Below are 17,943 nucleotides of genomic sequence, written 5' to 3'. Positions count from 1 at the left end.
CGCTGAAGTTACCGGCACCGAATTGCTTGAGGTCAGACCAACCCCACGGCCGAGTGTCTGAACGACGAACCATACGCAGTATCGGGCAACCGATCCCGTCCGCTCAGGCGTGAACGGAAAGTACCGGCCGGTGCCGTCGTCCGGTACAGGCCGCGCTTCTTCAATTCCGGCACGATCAGTTCGGCGAAATCGTCGAGCGTGCCCGGGCTGATAAGCGGATTGAGCATGTAGCCGCTCGTCGTCGACTGCCGCGCATGCTCGGCGAGTTGATCGGCGACCTCGTCGGGCGAGCCGACGAGGATCAGGTCGGTGCCGCGCGTGACGCTCGCGAACTTGCGCCGCACGTCGCCGGCGGTGAGCGGCTTGCCGCTGCCGTCGGGCCTCATCACGTAGGACGTGAGTCCTTCCGTCTGCGTCGTAAGCGGTTCGTCGTCCGCATAGCGGTCGATGTCGATGCCGGTGTCGCCCGCGTAGCTGACGAGTTGCGCGTGTTGGTGATAGTGCTGCTGCAGCAGGTGGTATTTCTCCTTCGCGTCGCTCGACGAGCGCGCCGTCACGATCCGCAGCACCGTCAGCGACTTCACGTCGTCCGCCGACCGGCCGCGTTCAGCCGCCTGCCGGCGAATCTCGTCGAGGCCCGCGCGGATCTCGTGCGGATTCGACTTCGCGACGAACACCACCTCCGCGTGCTTCGCTGCGAATTCGCGTCCGCGCCCGGACCAGCCGGCCTGGATCAGCACCGGCGAGCGCTGCGGCGACGGCGCGCAGACGTGCGGCCCCTGCACGCGATAGTGCGTGCCTTCGTGCGCGATCGGCCGCACGCGGTCGCCACGCGCATAGCGCGGCGCGTGCTTGTCGGCGACGACCGCGTCGTCCGCCCAGCTCCCTTCCCACAGCTTATAGACGACGTCGAGAAACTCCTCGGCGCGCGCATAGCGTTCGTCGTGACCGATCATCCGGTCGAGCCCGAAGTTGCGCGCCGCGCTCGTCAGGTAGGACGTCACGATGTTCCAGCCGATCCGGCCGTTGCTCAGATGATCGAGCGTGCTGAAGCGGCGCGCGAGCGCGAACGGATGCTCGTAGGTCGTGCTCGCGGTCACGCCGAACGCGAGCCGCTCGGTCTGCGCGACCAGCGCCGGAATCAGCATCATCGGATCGTTCGCGGGCGACTCGACCGCCCACTGCAGCGCGGCATCGGCCGACCCGCCATAGACGTCGTACAGGCCGAGCACGTCCGCGAAGAACAGCATGTCGAGGTCGGCCTGTTCGGCCGTGCGCGCGAGGTTCGACCAGAACGCGAGTGTATTGGCGCGCAGCCGTTCATCGGCGGGGTGGGTCCACAGGCTTGGTGCGCCACCGCAACCGACACTGGCTTGTTCATACAGGGAAAACAGCAACGGGCGAGGATCGGACATCGTCGAAATCGGTATCAGGGAAGGAATCAGTTGGGTGCCGCCCACGCGCCCGACGACGCGCGGCGGCGGCGCCGTGCTGGCGTGCGCTCGTCCGGCGCGCGCGTAAGGTAGCGATTGACGTGCTGCTCGAAACGGCCGGCAGGAACGATCAGCAGCGCGACCAGTACGACATAGACGATCGCCGCGCCGGCCAGCGGCTCGTACACGCGCAACGTCTCGAAGCGCAGCGTATTGGCCGTTCCCATCACGTCGAACACGGTCACGGTCGACGCGAGGACGGTCGATTTCAGCAGCAGGATCGCCTCGCCGATGAGCGCGGGCAGCGCGAGCCGCCAGGCGCGCGGGCCGACGATGCGGCGCAGCACCTGCGCGCGCGTCATGCCGTATGCGTGCCCGGCTTCGATCTCGCCGGCCGGCACGCCGGCGATCGCGCCGCGCAGGATCGTCGCGACATACGCGCTCTCGTTCACGCTCAATGCGACGATCGCGTACCAGAACGCGTCGCGCAGCAGCGGCGATGCCCAGCTGTCGCGCATCCATTCGCGCGGCACGATTTGCCCGAATCCGTAGTACAGCAAATAGAGCTGAACGAGCAGCGGCGTGCCGCGAATCAGCATGATCCAGCCGCGCGCGGACCAGCGCAGCGGCGCATGGCGAGCACCGGCGGCGAGCGCGAGCGGTACGCCCAGCAGCACGCTGGCCGCGCCCGACCACAGCGTCAGCGCGAGCGTCGTCGGCACTGCGGCGAGCAGCTTCGGCATCACCGTATCGAGCAGGAACGGCAGCGAGAACATCATGCGGTTGCACGCCTCGTGCCACGGTTCGCGTGCCGCTCGAGCACCGCGAAGATGCCGGTCGACGCGATGCTCAGCAGCAGGAACAGCGCGGCCGTGACGAGATAGAAGAATACATAGTGACGGGTCGCGCCGGCCGCGAGCTGGCTCGCCTTCAGCAAGTCCGTGAACGAGCCGAGCACGCTGATGAACGACGCGTCCTTGGTCGCGTTCAGCCACACGTTGCCGACGCCCGGCAATGCGAGCCGCGCGGCGGCCGGCAGCCGGATGCGCGTGAACGTCTGCCATGGCGTCATCCCGTATGCATGCGCGGCTTCGATCTCCCCGATCGGCACGTTGACGAGCGCCGCGCGGAAAATGTCGGTCAGATACGCGCCCTGGATGAAACCGAGCGACAGCGCAGCAACGAGGAACGGCGGGAACGCGAAGCCGTCGGGCACCAGGCCGACGCGGCGCAGCGCGACCTCGACGGCAGGCGCGAGCGCATAGAACGCGAGCAGCAGGCACAACAGCTCGGGCAGCGCACGCACCAGCGTCGTGTAGAGCCGCGCGAGCCATGCGAGCGGCGCGTGGCGCGACAGCTTGCCGAGCGCGCCGGCGATGCCGAGCAGCACGCCGGTGCAGAACGACGACGCCGCGACGCCGAACGTCAGCGCGAACGCGCCCGCGAACACACGGCCATATCCACCGTCGTCGAATGCAAGCAGCGCGAGCAGCGAGTCGTCCGCGGCCATCGGGTCAGCGGCCCTTCTCGATCGTGCCCTTCAGGTTCGGATAGCGGGCGGTGATCGCATCCCACGTACCGTCCTGCTGCAGCTGAGCGATCGCGGTCGACAGCTTGCCGCGCAGCGCATCGCCTTGGCGCACACCCGCGCCGATGCCGAGGCCCAGCACCGGGTTGTCCGCGCACGTCGCCTTGACCTCGAAGTCCTTGCCGTCGCGCGACGCGAGGAAGGCCGTGAACAGACCCTTGCCTTCCTGCACGTAGTCGACCCGGCCGGACACCAGATCCGCGAGCGCGTTGTCGAACTTGTCGAACGCCTTGATCTGCGCATCCGGCTTGAAGCGCGAATCGAGGAACGCCGAGAAGTTCGTGCCGGCCTCGACGCCGATCACGCGACCCTTGAAGCTCGCGGGCACCGCGCAGTCGACGCGGCGCCGATCGCTTTTCGCGCCGACGAACACCGTCGGCGATTCGTAATACGCGCGACTGAAATCGATTGCCTTCTGCCGTTCGCCGGTGATCGTCATCGACGACCAGATCACGTCGATCTTGCGGTTCTGCAACGCCGGAATCAGGCCGTCCCAAGCAATGTCGGTGAGTTCGCACCGCACGTTCAGTTTGCCGCACGCGGCATCGAGCACGTCGATTTCCCAGCCCTTCCACTTGCCGGCCGCGTCCTTCGAAAAGAACGGCGGATACGATTCGGCGTCGATTCCGACGCGCAACGTCGGCTGGGCCGCATGGGAAGCCGGCACGAGGCCGACCACAAACACCGCGGCCGCGGCACGGCGGACACTGGAACGCATCAAACGATTCATGTGGCGAATTTCTGAAATAACGTCGGAACGACCGGCGTCGCAGCCGGCAGGAGGCGAGACTGTAATGCGCGCCGACGTGTGTACCAAATGGTTATTTTTTCGATGAATATCTGATCGCGCGATATGGCGGAACGGCGCACCGCCGAACGCGCCGCACGGTGCATCGTTCGACCGTTCGCCCGCTCACGCCTCCGCCGTTTCGCGCTGCAACGCCGGCAACTCCAGATTCGCGCGGAAATCACCGCCCACGTAGTCGGTATCGAGCAGCGCACGACGACGCAATTCGGGCAGCAAGCCATTGAGCAGCAGGTCCTCCTGGTCCGGCTGACCGAGCCCGTGCAGCGACAGCACGTCGACGAGCCCCGCGCGATAGCGCGCCTCGATCGCATCGGCGAGCTGCTCCGGCGTGCCGGCGACGAACCAGTGGCCGGTCTCCTGCGCGCGGACGATCAGCTCGCGCAGCGTCAGCCGCTGACGCGCATAGCCGACGAAGATCGCAACACGCCCTCGCCGGCGATGCACGCTGTCGATCGCCGGCAGCAGCGACCCCGGCAACGGCTGGTCGAGCGGCAGGTCGCGCAGGTCGACGACGCCGCCGAGCATGTCGGCGAGCTTCAGCCGGCCTTGTTCGTAATCGATGCGTTCATGCTTGTCGCGCAACCGTCGCGCGACGTCGGCATCGGATTCGCCGATCACCGAATGGAACGAGTTCATCACGAGCGGCAGCCGGTCGCCGCGGCCGAATGCGATGGCCTGCCGATGCAGTTCGGCGACGAATGCGCGTGCATCTTCGTGCGTCGGCTGAGACGTATACACAACCTCCGCGTACCTCGCGCCGAGCGATACGCCGCTGGCCGACTGACCCGCCTGAAACAGCACCGGCCGGCGCTGCGGCGACGGCGGCACGTTCAGCGGCCCCTGCACCTGGAAGTGCTCGCCGTGATAGTCGATCGCGCCGAGCTTGCGCGGATCGACCGAGATGCCACCGCCCTGCCCGCGCCGCGTCGCGCCCGGATCGTTCGCGTCGAACAGCGCGTTGACGACCTCGACGAATTCGGCCGCACGTGCGTAACGCCGTTCGGGGTCGGGCAACGCCGCATCGCCGAAATTCTCCTCGCCGACCGACGACGTCACCGCGTTCCACGCAGCACGGCCGCCGCTCACGTGGTCGAGCGTGCCGATCAGCCGCGCGAGGTTGTACGGATGGTGATACGTCGTCGACACCGTCGCGACGAGGCCGATCGCCGACGTCGCCTGGCTCAGCGCCGCCAGCGCGACGATCGGCTCCTGGCTGCCCGTCGTGCCGGCGAGGCCGGCCGAATCGGCCTGCAGCAGGTCGGCGGTAAAGAGGCCGGTGATCTTCTCGGCTTCCGCCTTGCGTGCGAGCGACGCCGCACGTCGCACACCGTGCACGGCATCCGCATCGCCGGGTGCGTACAGCACGCTCGCCGCGCCGACGAGCGTCTTCAACCGTCTACGTGCGCCGCTCATGACGCGGCTCCGTTCGTCGCGCGATGGCGCGTAACGAGGGTGAGCGTCTCACGCAGTACGCGTTTGCTATTCATCTGTATTCCTCTTGATTCCGTTCGATCGGACACTTCATGTCGGCATCGTGGCCCCGCATCGCCCGGCAAGGGCCGGGCACACGCCGCGAGACGACGCGCAGTCAACGACCATAATGCAAGCCCCCCGGTCGGCCGGAACGAATATTTTCGGCTTTCGATATTCTTCTTGATTGTTTGACCGTGCGAACGGCGCCGCAAAATAATTCGGCATGCCAAACCCGTTGATCAGGCCGTTTCGACCCGCGCCGATCGCTTCATCATGACGTTCGACGCCATCCGCTCCGACTCCGATTCGTCCGCTTCGACCGCGTTGCCGTTCCGCTTGAGCGTGCTCGACAAGAGCCCGGTCGCGCCGGGAGAAACGGCCGCCGACGCGCTTGCGCGCAGCGTGTCGCTCGCGCGCTTCGCCGACGCCGCCGGCTATCACCGCTACTGGCTCGCCGAACATCACAACACCGCCGCGCTCGCGTGCCCGTCGCCGGAGATCCTGATCGCGCACGTGCTCGCGCATACGCGGCGCATTCGCGTCGGCTCGGGCGGCGTGATGCTGCAGCACTACAGTCCGTACAAGATCGCGGAAAACTTCAACCTGCTCGCGTCGCTGGCGCCGGGCCGCGTCGATCTCGGTATCGGCAAGGCGCCGGGCGGCCTGCCGCTGTCGACGCGCGCGCTGCAGGCCGGCTACGATCCCGCGCGGCGCGCGTCGTTCGCCGATCTGGCTGACGAACTGAATCGTCATCTTCAGGGCGCAGCCACGGCTGCCGATACGACCGGGCAGGATGACGCCACGCTGCATGCGACGCCGCGCCCGCCCGAGCCCGCACAACCATTCCTGCTCGGCGCCAGTGCGGAAAGCGCCGCGCTCGCGGCGCGGCTAGGCTGGGCGTTCGTCTACGCGTCGCATTTGAACGCCTCACCGACCGATCTGGAACGCGCGTTCGATGCATACCGCAGCGCATCCGGCGGCCGCACGCCGCTGCTCGCGGTCTCCGCGATCGTCGCGGCAACCCGCGACGCGGCCGCGCAGCTGGCGAGCGGACATCAGGGCTTTCGCGTGCAGGTGGGCAACACGCCTGCCGTCAACGTCGGCAGCCTCGATCAGGCGCACGCCTATATCCGGCAGGCAGGCGGCGGCCCGCATCGCATCGATCCGCGCGAAACGCGGATCGTGCACGGCACGCGCGACGACGTGCTGCACGAACTGCACGCATTGCATCGCCGCCACGGGATTGACGAATTCGTCATCGATACGCCGCTCGCCGATGCCGCACCGCGCATTGCGTCGCTGCGGCTGCTGGCAGGCGCGTCGGCCGACGAGCACGGCGCGGCGTCGTCGCGGTACCGGCCCGATGCGCGGGAATCGCGCGAGCGCGCCGCGACGCCGCAACCGGACTTCGAGGGCACCGCGCGATGACCGATACGATCCGCATCGCCGGCGCGGACGACGTGCCGGCCCTTTACGCGCTGCTGCAGGATGCGTATGCGCCGCTCGTGCCGCAGGGCGTGCTTTTCACGATCACGCGCTCGCCGATCGAGCGCGTCGCGCAGACCGTTGCGCGCGAAACCACGTTCGTGCTCGAACACACGACACCGGAAGGCCGACTGGCCCTCGCGGCCACGCTGACCGTGCGCTTTCCATGGGTATCCGGCGAACGCCACCGCATGCCGTATCCGTTCCTCCACTGGTTCGCGGTCGCGCCCGCGTTCAAGCGGCAGCGGTTCGGGCACGCACTGATCGAGCACGTCGAATCGCGGTTCCTGGCCGAGCAGGTGAAGGCGCCCGCGACCTATCTCGCGACCGCGACCAACCATCCGTGGCTGCAGCCGTACTACGAACGTAACGGCTACCTGCCGTTCGATCGCTCGACGAATGCGCTCGGCACGCCGCTCGTCTGGCTGCGGAAAATCCTGCTCCCGGAGCTCTATCGCGATCCGGCAGCGGACGATACCACCGCGCACGACGTGCCGCTCCACGCAAACGCGTGACGCCCCCTCCTCCGGGCTTCGCGCACCGCATCCCCTGCTACCCACCTCGTGAAAGGCTGCCACGCATGACATTCGCATTTCCGGATTCCGCTCTCCGCGCTTCGCGCCGTACCGCCTCGGCCGCGCTGCTGGTCGCGCTCGCGTTCCCGTATGCGGCGTTCGCACAGGGCACGCCCGTCTCCGGAGGCGCGCTGACCTGGGGCGTCGAAACGGAGCCGCGCACGCTGAACCCGCAACTGAACGGCCAGGACAAGGTCGAGCTGCTCCTGCGCAACGCATACGAAAGCCTGCTCGCACAGAAGCCGGACGGCAGCTACGTGCCGTGGCTCGCGACCGGCTACAAGGTCTCCGCCGACGGCAAGACGTATACGTTCACGCTGCGCGACGGCGTGAAGTTCACCGACGGCGCGCCGTTCGACGCGAAGGCCGTGGCCCGCAATTTCCTGAACGCACGCGAACTGTCGTACTCCGCCGGCAGCCAGCTCGCACGACTGATCTCGCACGTCGCGGACGTGAAGACACCGGACGAGCACACGGTCGCGATCACGCTCGATGCGCCGTATGCGCCGTTCCTGACATTCGCCGGCCGGCTGCCGCTGCTGTCGCCGAACGCGTTCGACCGACCGAGCCTGAAATCGGGCGGCCCCGACATCGCGGGCACCGGCCCGTTCATCCTGCGCCGCTACGTCAAGGGGCAGGAAATCGAATTCGCGAAGAACCCCGACTATCGCTGGGCGCCGCCGACGGCGGGCCACCAGGGCCCCGCGTACCTGGACCGGATCGTCTACCGGTTCCTGCCCGAATCGTCCGTGCGCACCGGCGCGCTGCTGTCAGGCCAGGTCGACGTGATCGAAGGCGTGTCCGGCAACGACGCCGCGCTGATCCGCAAGAACGCCGATTTCACCTACCGCCGCGCGCTCAACACCGGCACGCCCTACTCGCTGTTCCTGAACGTCGGCTACGGTCCCACGCAGGATGTGAAGGTGCGCCGGGCGCTGCTGGAAGGCCTCGACATAACGGGCATCGTGCAGTCGATCTACCGCGGCGAGCGCACGCGTGCATGGGGCGTCACGTCGCCGATCGATCCGCTCTATGTCGCATCGATCGAAAAGACTTACGGCAACAACCCGAAGCTCGCGAACCAGTTGCTGGACGAAGCCGGCTGGAACGTCCGCGACAGCGGCGGCTACCGCACGAAGAACGGCGAACGGCTGACGATCGCGGTGATCCAGGCGCAGGCGACGGTGCGCGACCAGCGCGACGTGCTGCTGCAGGCACTGCAGGCGCAGGCGCGGCAGCGACTCGGCGTCGACCTGAAGATCCAGTACGTCGACGACGGCACGTACGTCGAAGCGCGCAAGAGCGGCAAGTTCGGCTCGATCGCGAATTCGAACACACCGCCGGACGGCATCGACATCGAAGGCCACTACCTGCCCGTCGATCGCGGCGGCGCGTTGAACTACAGCCGTGCGGCGGCGCCCGAGCTGACGCGCTGGCTGCAGGCGGCCGCACGCACGCAGAACATCGCGGAACGCAAGAAGCTGTACGGCGAACTGCAGCACTTCGCGATCAACGAGCAGGCGTACGCGGTGCCGCTGTACGAGCCCGAAGACCAGATCGCCGCCGCGAAGGCCGTCCAGGGGCTGCGCTTCCGCTCGTTCGCGCAGATGCCCGAGAACCCGTACGACGTGTGGATCAAGAAGTAGGCGGGCGCGTCGAGCGCGTTGCCCCGCACGCCGCGCCAAACCGACAGGAGATATCGCACATGAACCCTTCGCCTTCCGCTCCCGTCCCCGTCCCGGACGCGCTGCCGGCCGCACGCTCGCCGGCCCCCTGGCGCCGCTGGCTGCATTCGCCGGTCACGACGCGGCTCGCGACCGGCGCGCTCGTACTGTGGGCCGCGGTCACGCTGTCGTTCGCGGCCGTGCATCTCGCACCGGGCGACATCGTCGGCATCCTGATCGGCGAGCAGCTGAGCACGCCGGAGATCGAAGCGGCGATCCGCCGGGAATGGGGACTCGACGAGCCGCTGCCGCTGCAATACGTGCACTACCTGTGGCGCGTGCTGCACGGCGAGTTCGGCCGCTCGTACATCCTGAACACCGACGTCGCACCGCTCGTGCTCGGCCAGCTGTGGCCGACGCTGAAGCTCACGGGCGCGGCGTTCGTCGTGACGATCGCGTTCGCGGTCGGCCTCGCCGTGCTGACGGCCGGTCGCCGCTGGGCGGGGCGCGCGGCATCCGGCGTCGAGCTGCTGCTCGCGTCGACGCCGTCGTTCTGGCTCGGCATCATGCTGCTGTTCGTGTTCAGCTTCACGCTGAAGCTGTTCCCGGTGGCCGGAGATCGCGGCTTCGCGTCGCTCGTCCTGCCCGCGCTGTCGCTCGGGCTCGCACAGGGTGCCGTGATCGGCCGCGTGCTGCGGCAAGGCATCGAGCGCGCGCTCGACGAGCCATACGCGCTCACGGTGCGTTCGTGGGGCGTCGGCGGCCTCGCGCTGCGCGTGCGCCATGCGCTGCGCCACGCGGCGCTGCCGGCCGTCACGCTCGCCGGCTGGCTCGTGGGCGGGCTGCTCAGCGGCGCCGTCATCACCGAGCAGGTGTTCGGCCGGCCGGGCCTCGGCAAGGTAACCGTCGACGCGGTGCTGTCGAAGGACATGCCGGTGATCCTGGCGATCGCGATCCTGTCCGCGGCGATTTACGTCGCGCTCAGCACCGCCGTCGACCTGCTGTACCTGCTGATCGATCCGCGCCTGCGCGATCGCCGCGCACCGCGTTGAACCGGAGGCTTCGATGTCCACTCCCGTCGATCTCACATTGCGCGCCCCGGCGACATCCGCCGCTGCCGGCTGGCTGCGCCGCCATCCGGGCCTCGCGCTGGCTGCCGTCTATCTGCTGTTGAACGCGATTGCGGTCATCGCACCGGGCTGGCTCGCGCACTACGATCCGCTGGCCGCCGATCCGCTGTCCGCGCAGCTCGGCAGCAGTGCCGAGCACTGGCTCGGCACCGACCAGCTGGGCCGCGACATCTTCTCGCGCGTCGTGTACGGCGCACGCTACTCGCTGTCGATCAGCGCGGCCGCGATCGGCGTCGCGACGCTGTTCGGCACCGCGCTCGGGCTGTTTGCCGGCCTTGCGCGCGGCTGGCTCGACGAGCTGATCACGCGCGTGCTCGACGTCGTGTCCGCATTCCCCGACCTGCTGCTCGCGCTGATGCTGATCTCGTTCACCGGCCCCGGCGCGGTGAACCTCGTGTTCGCGCTCGGCGTCGCGTCGGTGCCGCGCTTCGCGCGCGTGGTGCGGGCGCAAACCTTCGTCGTCGCGGCTTCCGGCTACGTCGAGCACGCGCGCACGCTCGGCCTCGCACCGGCGGTGCTGGTCTGGCGGCACGTGCTGCCGCATGCGATCGCGCAGGTGCCGGTGCTCGCGACGATCGGGCTCGGCACCGCGATCATCGGCACGTCGGGACTGAGCTTCCTGGGCATGGGGCCGCAGCCGCCCGCCGCCGAATGGGGACTGATGCTCGCCGAGGGCCGCAACTATCTGTACAACGCGTGGTGGATCGCGGTGTGGCCCGGCGTCGCGATCACCGCGGCCGTGATCGCCGTGAATGCGCTCGGCGGCTACTGGCAGGCGCGCTTCGAACGCAGGGAGGCAGCATGAGCACGATCGCGTCCGCTGCGCCGGCAACGCCGGCCCGCGCCGCACCGCTGGTCCGCATCGAGCGCCTGACGATCGGCTTTCGCGGCGCGCACGGCACGCAGCCCGTCGTCGGACCGCTCGACCTCGCCGTGCATGCCGGCGAATGCGTCGCGCTCGTCGGCGAATCGGGTTCCGGCAAGTCGGTCACAGCACGCAGCCTCGTCGGGCTGAACGGACCCAACGCGGTGATCGACGCCGAACGCTTCGAGATCGCCGGCGCCGACGCGCGCCGCCATCGCGAACGCGACTGGCGCGCGATACGCGGGCGCCGGATCGGCTACGTGCTGCAGGACGCGCTGGTGTCGCTCGATCCGCTGTGGCGCGTGCGCGACCTCGTCGCGGAGGCGCTGCGCAACACGCGCGGGCGCGACGTCGCGGCGCGCAGCGCCGACCTGCTGCGTGCGGTCGGCATCGACGATCCCGAGCGGCGGCTGCCGCAGTATCCGCACCAGTTGTCTGGCGGCTTGCGGCAGCGTGTGCTGATCGGCACCGCGATCGCGGGCGGCGCATCGCTGCTGATCGCCGACGAGCCGACCACCGCGCTCGACATGACCGTGCAGCGCCAGATCCTGTCGCTGCTGCGCGCGCGCCGCGATGCCGGCGACGCGGTGCTGCTGATCAGCCACGATCTCGCGGTCGTCGCCGAGCTCGCCGATCGCGTGCTCGTGATGCGCGCCGGCCAGGTCGTCGAACAGGGCCCGGCGCGCGACGTGCTGACCGCGCCGGCACACCCGTACACGCGCGAATTGCTGGCGGCGATTCCCACCGCCGCATCGCGCGGGTTCCGGCTCGCGACCGCCGCGCGCGTGCCGCTGCCGCCGAAGCGCATCGATACGCAGGCACCGGTACTGGCCGTCGACGCGCTGACGAAACGCTACGGCGATCGCGCCGCGCCGGCCGCGGTCGACGGCGTGTCGTTCACGCTCGCACGCGGCGAGACGCTCGGCATCGTCGGCGAATCCGGCTCCGGCAAGTCCACGGTCGCACGGATCGTGCTCGGGCTCGTCGAGCCGGACAGCGGCACCGTCGCGCTCGACGGCCAGCCGTGGAGCGGTGTGCCGGAAGCCGCACGCCGCGTGCGTCGCGTCCGGCTGCAACTGATCGCGCAAGACCCGTACAGCTCGTTCGACCCGCGCTACTCGGTCGGACAGATCGTCGGCGAAAGCCTCGACCCGACCGGTGTCCGCGGCGATGCGCGTCGTCGCCGCGTGCTGCAGCTGCTCGACGAGGTGCAGCTCGGCGCCGGTTGCATCGACCGCTACCCGCGTGAATTGTCCGGCGGGCAGCGGCAGCGTGTCGCGATTGCGCGCGCGTTCGCGTCGAACCCGGCGCTGCTCGTCGCGGACGAACCCGTCAGCGCGCTCGACGTGTCGATCCAGGCGCAGGTGCTGGATCTGCTTGCCGATCTGCAGGCCGAGCACGGCACCGCGATGCTGTTCATCTCGCACGATCTCGGCGTCGTGCATCACGTCGCCGACAGGATCCTCGTGATGCGCGGCGGCCGGGTGGTCGAAAGCGGCCCGGTCGAGCGCGTGTTCGGCGCGCCGTCGCACCCGTACACCGCGTCGCTGCTCGATGCGCTGCCGACGCTGGCCGGCGCGCGTGCCGCGCCGCCGCTCGTCGCGCTCGCATGATCTTTGCCCGTTCCCGCTGACCCTCCGCCATCAGACGGCTACGGCGTCGAACCGGTAGCCCCGGCTTCCACGCGATCGCCGCCACGTTCACTTCCGACGTTTTCGGCAGCCGTTCGCGCGATATGACGATAGGCCGTCGGCGCATGTCCGGACATGCGCTTGAACGCGTTACTGAATGCGCTTTCGGACGAATAGCCGAGCGATTGTGCAAGCAGGGCGACCGGAATGCGCTCGTCGCGCAAACGGCGCTCCGCAACCCGCATGCGCCACTGGCCGAGATAGGTCAGCGGCGCGACGCCGGCGCTCGCCCGGAAGTGCGCAGCGAACGTGGTTCGTGACATCGCGCACGCGGCGGCAAGCTCGTCCAGATGCCATGCGCGTGCGGGATCGCCGTGCATCAGTCGCAGTGCGGGTGCGATGCGTGGGTTGCTCAACGCGCGCAACCATCCCGCCAGGGGCGCGGACGTGTTCAGATGGGCGCGCAGTATCTGAATGAAAAGCAGTTGCGAAAGCTGGGCCGAGACGAGCTGCGCGCCGGGCAGATCGGCCGCTCGCTCTTCCACGAGTTGCTCGAGAAGCCAGCGCACCTTCACGGCCTGCGGCGATGCGGCCGGTACGTGAATCCAGGGCGGCAGTACGTCCGACAGCAAGTTGCCGGTTACCGGATCGAGCAGGACGTGTCCACCGATGTGGGCGAAGTCATCGCCGTCACCCAGTTTCACCGCCGACTTGCCCGCGCCCGAGAACAACGTCATCGCATCGACAGGTGGAACGCCAGGGTCGCTCGCGAGAACGAAGGACCGTTTTGCCGTCAGCAGACCGACATCCCCGCCTGCGAAGCGGATTGGCGTTTCCTCTCCGTCGATGGAGACCCAGCACGTGCCCTTCACCACCGCGAAGAATTTGATCTTGTCGGGTGCCGGAAAGCGAATGGCCCAAGCGCCGCCGGCCGAGAAGCCTCCCGTTGCCAGCGATTCGGCGTTCGCGAGTCTCAGGATGTCGGAGAAGGGGTCGTCACTCATCATCGTACTGTCGCGCAAGTAAATCGCACTATAAAGCATTAACACGCGGCAGACCGGCCCTTAACCTTCCGGTTCTTCGTCCCTGACATTCAACGACATGAACAGCACATCCAGCCTCGAATCGGTTCTCGTAACGGGCGGCACCGGCTTCATTGCACAACACTGCATCCTGGCGCTGCTGCATCGCGGCTATCAGGTACGAACCACCGTCCGCTCGCTCACGCGCGAGACGCAGGTGCGCGCCCAGCTCGAAAGAGGCGGCGCAGAACCCGGAGATCGCCTGTCATTCGTCGAGGCGGATCTCCTCGCCGACGACGGCTGGCAACAGGCAACCGCCGGCTGCGCCTACGTCGTGCATGGCGCGTCGCCCACGCCCACCGGCACGCAGACGAGTGAAGACGATTGGGTCAAGCCCGCCGTGGCAGGCACGCTGCGCGTGCTGCGTGCGGCGCGGGACGCGGGTGCAAAGCGCGTCGTGCTGACCTCCGCTTTCGGTGCGATCTGCGCCGGACACGGGCCAATGAGCCGCCCCTTCGACGAGACCGACTGGAGCAACCTGACGGCCGCCGATGTCTGGCCTTATCAGAAGTCGAAGACGTTGTCGGAACGCGCGGCATGGGACTTCATCGCGCGAGAAGGACGCGGCATGCAACTGTCCGCGATCAACCCGGTGACGGTTGTCGGGCCCGTGCTCGGCGACGACTATTCGCACTCCATCCGCCTGATCAGGGGCATGCTGAACGGCCAGCCCGGCAATCCGCGCATCAATTCCGGCTTCGTCGACGTGCGCGACGTCGCCGACCTGCATGTGCGGGCGATGACCCACGACGCCGCGAGCGGAGAGCGCTTCATTGCCATTGCCGGCGAAAGCATGTGGCTCGCCGAAGTCGCGCAGGTGCTCAAGGCGCGCATGGGGGATGCCGCGCGCCATGTGTCCACCCGGGTGCTGCCCGACTGGCTGGTGCGCATCGGCGCACTCAGGGATCCTGCGCTGCGAGGATCGCTGCCGCTGCTCGGCCGCAACCTGAACGCCACCAGCCAGAAGGCCATCAGCTTGCTCGGCTGGTCGCCCCGCCCGCGCGAGGACGCCATTGTCGCCACGGCCGAAAGCCTCGTGCGCCTCGGGCTGCTGCGCGATGCCGGCCAGCGATAACGACAGCGGATTTCATCGCCCTTCGTCGCATGACTACTCAGTCTTGCGACGAGCGCATCGACACGTCGCCGATCTGCACTCCTCTCAACCCTTCTCGCAAGGCCGTCACATTGGCCACACCGTTCAGTTGCTCGAACTCCCGTTGCGCTTCCTGCCAGAGCGGGGAGGCTCTTTCGTGCAGGCGCCGTCCCTCCTCGGTGAGTTCGACGAGGCGGCTGCGGCCGTCGGTGGGCGACGGCTTGATCGTGACGAAGCCGTCGCGCTCCAGGAAGCCAACCATCTTCCCCATCGCCGTTCGTTCGATATCGAGCCGTTCGGCAAGGGCGTTGACCGGCGTACTTCCCACTTCGCGCAGGGCGGCCAGCGTGAGGAATTGCGTGATGCGCAAGCCCGAGGGCTCGAGATGACTATCGTAGAGTCGGGAGATCTGCCTGCTCGCCTTCCTTACGGCGAAGCAGTTGCATTGATCGATGCCAAGCGGCTGGTTGACGGGCAACATCGGGTGCACTCCTGATTTCGGTTCCTTGCGCGAACGCTACGCACGCGTCGCGCAAAGGTATGGTCGTATCCATCGATGATAGCCGGGAGCGACAACGCTGGCACACGATCCGCGCACCTCGTGTCTCGCCGCCGAATCCGGCTCGTGTCGACCGCGGTGTTCAAAGCCCGGCCGGCGGCGTGATGTAGCCGGGTATCTCGGCCGCAAGCGTGCTCTTCAGCACCGCGGTCCCCTCGTCGGCCATGACCTCGCTCTTGCCGGCGACGAGCGCGTCGTAGGTCCGTCGTACGACGTCACCGGGACTGGCCTTGGGCACGTCGATGCCGTTGGTCAGATCGGTATCCACGAACCCGACGTGCAAGCCGAGAACCTGGATGCCGCGGTCGCGCAGGTGAAAGCGAAGCTGGTTCGTGTAGCTCCAGGCGGCGGCTTTCGACGCGGCATACGGCGTCAGATTCGGCCGCGGGAGCCACACGATGTCGGAAAGCACGTTGATGATCGCGGCATGCGGCTGGGCCGCGAGGATCTGTTCGAAGGCCTGCGTGACGCGCACCACGCCGTAGTAGTTGGTATCAAACAAGCGGGCTGACTGCGCTTGCACGTCGGCCGCCAAAGGCCCGTCGATCAGCGCGGCAATGCCCGCGTTGTTGATCAGCAGGGTCGTGTCGGCCGCCCGTTTCGCGGCCTCGGCGATCGACGCCGGATCCGTGACATCGATCCTGACCGGCACGATGCCCGGCTCGTCGAAACCGCTCGTGTTGCGCATACCGGCGTACACTTTCGCCGCCCCGCGCCGCAGCGCCTCGCGTGCAAAAGCGAGGCCCAGGCCGCGATTGGCACCGGTGATGAAGACGGTGGCGTTCTTGATATCCATGACAAGCTCCTGTTTCAAAAGCCGCGTGCCGGGGGCGTGTCGACGCCCGCCACGAGCACGCGGGTGCCTGGCTCAAAGAAAGACGTGCTCCGGCAACTGCTTCGAAAGCGACTCCCGCAGATGGGTCGCGAGCGTCAGTACGGCGCCAAGCGGGCTCATTCGCACGCTGACTCGCGGCACCGAGCCGTCGGCATTGCGATCGACGACCACGACCGCGCTCAGCGTCTCGCCGCTCGTCAGTACGGCCTCGTATTCGAGAAAGAGCCGTGAGCCGACGGCCTGAACAAACGTGGGCGTCTGCGAGACGTAAAAGGTCCCGACGGCGTCGACGGCGAGCCGGATTTCGTCGCGCCCGGTCACGGGCGTGCGCAACACCGAGCTGACCAGTTCGGCATCGGCCGTCAGATCATCGAGAAACGGGTGACGATCAGGCTGGATGGGTGACATGTTCAAACCCCTCGATTCGTTTCAGGGACGTGTTCACACGAATGCGGCCCGATATTTCTTGACGAACTGCTGGACCGACAGCGGCGGCGTTCCGGTGATCTTCTCGACGGCGTCGTTGGTGCCCGAGAAGATGCCGTCTCGGTAGTTCTGCGCGACTTCGACCAGATGCTGCGTGAGGAACGGCGGAAACTTGTAAAGGGTCTCCATCTTGATCCGGAATTCCTCGATGGAAGTCGGCGCGTATTCGATCCGGGCGCCGAGAACCTCGCTCATCGCCTCTGCGATCTCGACGTGGTTCATCTCGACTGGGCCGTGCAGCGTGTAGGTCTTGCCCTCGTGGCCTTCGGGTTTGGCGAGGAGGTGGGCGATCACGCGGCCCTGGTCGTCGCTGGCGATGGGCGCGTGACGGCCGTTGCCAAACGGAAATTCGATCTTCTTCGTGGCCCATATCTCCCGCGCAAAATGCGGATAGACGAGCCAGTCGGCAAAGAAGGTCGGGCGCAAATGCGTCGTCGCGACGCCCGACCAATCGAAGACCTGCTCGGAGACCCAGTGATCCTGTGCCGCGTGGCTCAGCGACGCCCGACGCGCGGAAATCTGCGACATGTTGACGATCGCCGTGACCCCCGCTTCCTTTGCCGCCTGTGCGAAATAGGCTGCGGCCCCGATGATCCCCGGCGCGATCGGATGAAGGAAATACGCCGATCGGATGCCTTCCATCGCTGCCCGAATGTCGTCGATGCCGGTGAAGTCGCCGATCGCGACATCGACGCCGCGCTGCCTCAGGGCGGCCGCCCGATCGTCATCGGTGCGCACGTAGGCACGTACGCGTTTGTGCATCTTGAGCAGTTCGTCGATCGCCATACCTCCGGTGCGTCCGGTTGCACCGCTCACAAGAATCTCAGGCTCGTTCATCGTTTCGCTCCGTTCGAAAGTGAGAGCATATGCTCCCTTGAGACGAAGAATAGGAGCATGTGCTCTCAACGTCAAGTTTTTTTGGTTGGCGCCCCGGATAACATCACGCCGGGTTCGGCAGGCGGCATTGGTGGCGGGCATCGAGGCGGAGAGCGTTCCGTCTGAACTCAGCGCTTCGACCGGCCATGCGTTGTACGCCCGTGAAACAGTCGCGATAAGCAAAGCGGGAATCGTTGTTTGCCGCGCCGCGCCCGGTTGCCGAAAATCATCGTTTCCCCGCGCGGCTCCCGCGTGCTACACGCGCTCGACCATGACCGATTCCCGTTTTCCTCCCCGAGCACCGCGCTCCGGCCGGCGCGCGGCGCTGCGCCAGCTCGCCGGCGGCTGGGCGGCCGCGAT

At 67.6% G+C, this 17,943-nt stretch carries 17 protein-coding genes; 7 read left to right on the top strand and 10 right to left on the bottom strand.

Annotated features, from left to right (window positions below; translation table 11 throughout):
* Positions 1–32 precede the first annotated feature (32 nt).
* From DPV74_RS18270 to DPV74_RS18250, 5 genes are all read right to left on the bottom strand, one after another.
* A complete protein-coding gene (locus DPV74_RS18270; protein ID WP_027791916.1) occupies positions 33–1,415 on the bottom strand; it encodes an LLM class flavin-dependent oxidoreductase in 1,383 nt (460 codons plus the stop codon).
* 26 nt (positions 1,416–1,441) lie between these two features.
* A complete protein-coding gene (locus DPV74_RS18265; RefSeq protein ID WP_119337719.1) occupies positions 1,442–2,212 on the bottom strand; it encodes an ABC transporter permease in 771 nt (256 codons plus the stop codon).
* A complete protein-coding gene (locus DPV74_RS18260; protein ID WP_060286291.1) occupies positions 2,209–2,943 on the bottom strand; it encodes an ABC transporter permease in 735 nt (244 codons plus the stop codon). The genes DPV74_RS18265 and DPV74_RS18260 overlap by 4 nt, the downstream gene beginning before the upstream one ends.
* Before the next feature lie 4 nt (positions 2,944–2,947).
* Positions 2,948–3,751, bottom strand: coding sequence for a transporter substrate-binding domain-containing protein (locus tag DPV74_RS18255; protein WP_027791919.1), 804 nt, complete (start codon positions 3,749–3,751; stop codon positions 2,948–2,950).
* Positions 3,752–3,934: 183 nt separating this feature from the next.
* Positions 3,935–5,242, bottom strand: a complete 1,308-nt coding sequence (locus DPV74_RS18250; protein ID WP_119337718.1) for an NtaA/DmoA family FMN-dependent monooxygenase — start codon at positions 5,240–5,242, stop codon at positions 3,935–3,937.
* A gap of 333 nt (positions 5,243–5,575) precedes the next feature.
* On the opposite strand from DPV74_RS18250, the gene DPV74_RS18245 reads away from it, so the two are divergent.
* The 6 genes from DPV74_RS18245 (at position 5,576) to DPV74_RS18220 (ending at position 12,634) form a co-directional block, all read left to right on the top strand.
* Entirely contained in the window at positions 5,576–6,730 is a 1,155-nt protein-coding gene (locus DPV74_RS18245; protein WP_119337717.1) for an MsnO8 family LLM class oxidoreductase, read from the top strand.
* Positions 6,727–7,302 carry a GNAT family N-acetyltransferase gene (locus DPV74_RS18240; protein ID WP_119337716.1) on the top strand — a complete coding sequence of 192 codons (576 nt, stop codon included), beginning with the start codon at positions 6,727–6,729 and terminating at the stop codon, positions 7,300–7,302. Before DPV74_RS18245 ends, DPV74_RS18240 begins: the two co-directional genes overlap by 4 nt.
* Positions 7,303–7,367: 65 nt before the next feature.
* Positions 7,368–9,008, top strand: coding sequence for an ABC transporter substrate-binding protein (locus DPV74_RS18235; RefSeq protein ID WP_060206773.1), 1,641 nt, complete (start codon positions 7,368–7,370; stop codon positions 9,006–9,008).
* Between the two features lie 59 nt (positions 9,009–9,067).
* Complete coding sequence (locus DPV74_RS18230; protein ID WP_027791924.1) at positions 9,068–10,078, top strand: ABC transporter permease; 1,011 nt, start codon at positions 9,068–9,070, stop codon at positions 10,076–10,078.
* A 13-nt stretch (positions 10,079–10,091) separates the two neighbouring features.
* Complete coding sequence (locus DPV74_RS18225; protein WP_081072584.1) at positions 10,092–10,961, top strand: ABC transporter permease; 870 nt, start codon at positions 10,092–10,094, stop codon at positions 10,959–10,961.
* Complete coding sequence (locus DPV74_RS18220; protein WP_119337715.1) at positions 10,958–12,634, top strand: ABC transporter ATP-binding protein; 1,677 nt, start codon at positions 10,958–10,960, stop codon at positions 12,632–12,634. The genes DPV74_RS18225 and DPV74_RS18220 overlap by 4 nt, the downstream gene beginning before the upstream one ends.
* 38 nt (positions 12,635–12,672) lie before the next feature.
* Here DPV74_RS18220 and DPV74_RS18215 read toward each other — a convergent pair whose 3' ends face one another.
* Positions 12,673–13,695: an AraC family transcriptional regulator gene (locus DPV74_RS18215; RefSeq protein WP_059697490.1), complete on the bottom strand. Its 1,023-nt coding sequence runs from the start codon at positions 13,693–13,695 to the stop codon at positions 12,673–12,675.
* Between the two features lie 58 nt (positions 13,696–13,753).
* On the opposite strand from DPV74_RS18215, the gene DPV74_RS18210 reads away from it, so the two are divergent.
* Positions 13,754–14,809, top strand: a complete 1,056-nt coding sequence (locus tag DPV74_RS18210; protein ID WP_060195355.1) for an aldehyde reductase — start codon at positions 13,754–13,756, stop codon at positions 14,807–14,809.
* A gap of 37 nt (positions 14,810–14,846) precedes the next feature.
* On the opposite strand, the gene DPV74_RS18205 is transcribed toward DPV74_RS18210, so the two are convergent.
* The 4 genes from DPV74_RS18205 to DPV74_RS18190 all read right to left on the bottom strand — a co-directional run bounded on the left by DPV74_RS18205 (position 14,847) and on the right by DPV74_RS18190 (position 17,544).
* The gene (locus DPV74_RS18205; protein ID WP_060217294.1) at positions 14,847–15,308 is read right to left on the bottom strand and encodes a MarR family winged helix-turn-helix transcriptional regulator; all 462 of its coding nucleotides are present in this window, start codon (positions 15,306–15,308) and stop codon (positions 14,847–14,849) included.
* A gap of 160 nt (positions 15,309–15,468) precedes the next feature.
* A complete protein-coding gene (locus tag DPV74_RS18200; protein WP_119337714.1) occupies positions 15,469–16,182 on the bottom strand; it encodes an SDR family oxidoreductase in 714 nt (237 codons plus the stop codon).
* Between the two features lie 72 nt (positions 16,183–16,254).
* Positions 16,255–16,629 carry a hypothetical protein gene (locus DPV74_RS18195; protein WP_027789306.1) on the bottom strand — a complete coding sequence of 125 codons (375 nt, stop codon included), beginning with the start codon at positions 16,627–16,629 and terminating at the stop codon, positions 16,255–16,257.
* A 33-nt stretch (positions 16,630–16,662) separates the two neighbouring features.
* A complete protein-coding gene (locus DPV74_RS18190) occupies positions 16,663–17,544 on the bottom strand; it encodes an NmrA family NAD(P)-binding protein (RefSeq protein ID WP_119337713.1) in 882 nt (293 codons plus the stop codon).
* Positions 17,545–17,943: the final 399 nt, after the last annotated feature.

Origin of the sequence: Burkholderia sp. HAN2018 (assembly GCF_024704855.1) — a bacterium.
Lineage (GTDB): Bacteria > Pseudomonadota > Gammaproteobacteria > Burkholderiales > Burkholderiaceae > Burkholderia > Burkholderia cepacia.
Note: the sequence above shows the minus strand (reverse complement) of the source record. Positions and strands in the feature narration are given on the sequence as shown.

Coding starts and splice junctions, on each gene's coding strand:
- DPV74_RS18270 (WP_027791916.1), bottom strand. CDS start 1,415: ATGTCCGATCCTCGCCCGTTGCTGTTTTCCCTGTATGAACAAGCCAGT.
- DPV74_RS18265 (WP_119337719.1), bottom strand. CDS start 2,212: ATGATGTTCTCGCTGCCGTTCCTGCTCGATACGGTGATGCCGAAGCTG.
- DPV74_RS18260 (WP_060286291.1), bottom strand. CDS start 2,943: ATGGCCGCGGACGACTCGCTGCTCGCGCTGCTTGCATTCGACGACGGT.
- DPV74_RS18255 (WP_027791919.1), bottom strand. CDS start 3,751: ATGAATCGTTTGATGCGTTCCAGTGTCCGCCGTGCCGCGGCCGCGGTG.
- DPV74_RS18250 (WP_119337718.1), bottom strand. CDS start 5,242: ATGAGCGGCGCACGTAGACGGTTGAAGACGCTCGTCGGCGCGGCGAGC.
- DPV74_RS18245 (WP_119337717.1), top strand. CDS start 5,576: ATGACGTTCGACGCCATCCGCTCCGACTCCGATTCGTCCGCTTCGACC.
- DPV74_RS18240 (WP_119337716.1), top strand. CDS start 6,727: ATGACCGATACGATCCGCATCGCCGGCGCGGACGACGTGCCGGCCCTT.
- DPV74_RS18235 (WP_060206773.1), top strand. CDS start 7,368: ATGACATTCGCATTTCCGGATTCCGCTCTCCGCGCTTCGCGCCGTACC.
- DPV74_RS18230 (WP_027791924.1), top strand. CDS start 9,068: ATGAACCCTTCGCCTTCCGCTCCCGTCCCCGTCCCGGACGCGCTGCCG.
- DPV74_RS18225 (WP_081072584.1), top strand. CDS start 10,092: ATGTCCACTCCCGTCGATCTCACATTGCGCGCCCCGGCGACATCCGCC.
- DPV74_RS18220 (WP_119337715.1), top strand. CDS start 10,958: ATGAGCACGATCGCGTCCGCTGCGCCGGCAACGCCGGCCCGCGCCGCA.
- DPV74_RS18215 (WP_059697490.1), bottom strand. CDS start 13,695: ATGCTTTATAGTGCGATTTACTTGCGCGACAGTACGATGATGAGTGAC.
- DPV74_RS18210 (WP_060195355.1), top strand. CDS start 13,754: ATGAACAGCACATCCAGCCTCGAATCGGTTCTCGTAACGGGCGGCACC.
- DPV74_RS18205 (WP_060217294.1), bottom strand. CDS start 15,308: ATGTTGCCCGTCAACCAGCCGCTTGGCATCGATCAATGCAACTGCTTC.
- DPV74_RS18200 (WP_119337714.1), bottom strand. CDS start 16,182: ATGGATATCAAGAACGCCACCGTCTTCATCACCGGTGCCAATCGCGGC.
- DPV74_RS18195 (WP_027789306.1), bottom strand. CDS start 16,629: ATGTCACCCATCCAGCCTGATCGTCACCCGTTTCTCGATGATCTGACG.
- DPV74_RS18190 (WP_119337713.1), bottom strand. CDS start 17,544: ATGAACGAGCCTGAGATTCTTGTGAGCGGTGCAACCGGACGCACCGGA.